This is a genomic window from Pseudomonas sp. HMWF006 (genome assembly GCF_003061205.1).
In the GTDB taxonomy this organism is placed as follows: domain Bacteria; phylum Pseudomonadota; class Gammaproteobacteria; order Pseudomonadales; family Pseudomonadaceae; genus Aquipseudomonas; species Aquipseudomonas monsensis.
Map to the genome: position 1 here is coordinate 1 of NZ_QAIU01000519.1, position 2,482 is coordinate 2,482.

Below are 2,482 nucleotides of genomic sequence, written 5' to 3' on the forward strand. Positions count from 1 at the left end.
CCTCAGGGAGCGAATCAGCAATCAGCTCAGGCGTCGGGCGCCTGATCTTTCGGTGCTTCAACATCATCATCGTCATCAGTCGCCACTTCACCGTCAGGGTTCAGTGCCGCTTCTTCAGCCATTTGTTTCTTGCGCTGAAGCTTTTCCTCTTTCTTCTGTTCCTTTGCCAGGTCTCGTTGACGTTTGGCGAAGGAGTAATTGGGTTTGGCCATGGGCGATCCTCTGGGGTCGAAGGTGAGGTTGAGCGGCGCGTATTCTGCCCTGTATCGGTGTCCGGCGGTTAGCCGGGTTTTTGGTCGACCCACTTGGGCGTGACGGTCGGCTTCCACTGATCGAGGGTGTCGAGCAGGGTGTCTGGCGATTCGCTCACTTGCAGCATGTCACGGTGTGGCGCACGAACGAAGCCTTCGCCGACGATATGGTCAAGAAAAGCGGTGAGCCTGCTGTAAAAACCGTTCACTTCCAGCAGCCCCAGCGGCTTGCCGTGGTAGCCGAGCTGGCCCCAGGTCCAGACTTCGAACAGCTCCTCCAGCGTGCCGAGGCCGCCGGGCAGGGCGATGAATGCATCGCTGAGTTCAGCCATGCGCGCCTTGCGCGCGTGCATGCCGTCGACCACTTCCAGGCGTGTCAGGCTTTTGTGGCCGATCTCCTTGTCCATCAGGCTCTGCGGAATGATCCCGATCACTTCACCACCGGCGGCCAGTGCGGCATCGGCGACCAGCCCCATCAAGCCCACGGCACCACCGCCGTAGACCAGGGTCAACTGGCGCTCGGCCAGCGCGCGGCCAAGGGCTTTGGCGGCTTCAGTGTAAGCCGGATCGGTACCGGCGTTGGCACCGCAAAATACACAAACGGATGTGAGAGACATGCCTTCCTCCTGGGTCAATCCGTCACAGGGTAACGGCTGGCACGCCCTGATCCAAGGGCTAGACTTCTCGCTCCGGTGATTCAAATGTACCGCTGGCGCCGCAGGCATAGGCGGCAAGCAAACTGCACAACAGACCGTTAAAGAACATGACAGGCACTCCGTCTCAGTAGATGGGCCGATCATAGGGGCGTCCGTTGCATCTGGCCGGTAGATTGTTTCGATGAGTGTCATAGCCTGAAAGTTGTATACAATTTTTGACTCAAGTCATAGGAACTTGCGAAGATTTCAGGCAGTCTTTCCACCATTCGTGTTTTGTTAACCCTGCCTTGGAGATTCACCATGTTTTCCAAAGTTGTTGCGGTATCCCTGCTGGCGCTGGCCAGCAGCCAATTGATGGCTGCCGAGTGCAAAACCACCGTTGACTCCACCGATCAGATGTCCTTCAACACCAAGGAAATCGTGATCGACAAGAGCTGCAAGACTTTCACCGTCGAACTGACCCACTCCGGCAGCCTGCCGAAGAACGTCATGGGCCATAACCTGGTGATCAGCAAAGAAGCGGACATGCAGCCGATTGCTACTGACGGCCTGGCCGCCGGCATCGACAAGAACTACCTGAAAGACGGCGACGCGCGCGTCATCGCTCACACCAAGATCATCGGTGCCAAGGAAACCGACTCGTTGACTTTCGACGTGTCGAAACTGAATGCCGCTGAAAAATACGGCTTCTTCTGCTCGTTCCCGGGCCACATCTCGATGATGAAAGGCACCATTACGGTCAAGTAAGCCGGGCCACCGTGTCATCGTTCATCGCGGGCAAGCCCGCTCCCACAGGTTCTATGTCTGCCACAACTTTTGTGTACACCTGAAATCCTGTGAGAGCGGGCTTGCCTGCGAAGAGGCCATCCGCCTCAAGCGATGTTCTGGCCAAAGAAAAGCCCGCTGAGGATCACGCCTCAGCGGGCTTTTTCATTCCATCACCGATCAGGGTGCGAACGGCATGACGCGCTTGTGATGGGTCTTGTTGTAGGTGTTGACGATGATGTCGAACGCTTCCTGACGCACCGGCTCGCCATGCAGGAAGGCGTCGATCTCGGCATAGGTCACACCGTGGGAGGCTTCGTCCGGTTTGCCCGGCGACAGGTCTTCCAGGTCCGCGGTCGGCACTTTCTCCACCAACGACTCCGGCGCACCGAAGCTGCGGGCAATCGCCCGGACCTGGTTTTTCACCAGGCCGCTGAGCGGGGCCAGGTCGCAGGCGCCGTCACCGAACTTGGTGAAGAAACCCATCACGGCTTCCGCCGCGTGGTCGGTGCCGATCACCAGACCGTGGGCCGCGCCGGCGATGGTGTACTGGGCGACCATGCGCATCCGCGCCTTGGTGTTGCCGAGCACAAAATCCACCGACACCGCGTGCTTGCCTTCGAACGCCGCAACTTCACTGGCCAGCGACTTCACCGCTGGTCCGATGTTGACGGTGTGGCGCTCGTCCGGGGCGATGAAATCCACCGAGGCCTGGGCGTCGTGTTCGTCGAACTGGGTTTCGTACGGCAGGCGCACGGCGATGAACTTGTAGCTGTCGTCGCCAGTGCGCTCGCGCAGTTCACGCATGGC

Annotated in this window: 4 protein-coding genes; 1 reads left to right on the plus strand and 3 read right to left on the minus strand. The window is 59.1% G+C overall.

Annotation, left to right across the window (positions count from 1 at the left end; all coding sequences use genetic code 11):
• Positions 1-26: 26 nt before the first annotated feature.
• Positions 27-212, minus strand: coding sequence for a hypothetical protein (locus tag DBR24_RS23150; RefSeq protein WP_123470938.1), 186 nt, complete (start codon positions 210-212; stop codon positions 27-29).
• Between the two features lie 68 nt (positions 213-280).
• Complete coding sequence (locus tag DBR24_RS23155) at positions 281-868, minus strand: TIGR00730 family Rossman fold protein (RefSeq protein ID WP_128615913.1); 588 nt, start codon at positions 866-868, stop codon at positions 281-283.
• Between the two features lie 339 nt (positions 869-1,207).
• Here DBR24_RS23155 and azu point away from each other — a divergent pair, with 339 nt between their 5' ends.
• The gene (azu, locus tag DBR24_RS23160; protein WP_123470942.1) at positions 1,208-1,654 is read left to right on the plus strand and encodes an azurin; all 447 of its coding nucleotides are present in this window, start codon (positions 1,208-1,210) and stop codon (positions 1,652-1,654) included.
• 198 nt (positions 1,655-1,852) lie between these two features.
• Here azu and nadE read toward each other — a convergent pair.
• The coding region (nadE, locus tag DBR24_RS23165; RefSeq protein WP_256591758.1) for an ammonia-dependent NAD(+) synthetase at positions 1,853-2,482 on the minus strand (630 nt) is incomplete at its 5' end.

Excerpts from the sequence above, each read along its gene's own strand:
- DBR24_RS23155 (WP_128615913.1), bottom strand. The coding sequence starts at position 868 with ATGTCTCTCACATCCGTTTGTGTATTTTGCGGTGCCAACGCCGGTACC.
- azu (WP_123470942.1), top strand. The coding sequence starts at position 1,208 with ATGTTTTCCAAAGTTGTTGCGGTATCCCTGCTGGCGCTGGCCAGCAGC.
- DBR24_RS23150 (WP_123470938.1), bottom strand. The coding sequence starts at position 212 with ATGGCCAAACCCAATTACTCCTTCGCCAAACGTCAACGAGACCTGGCA.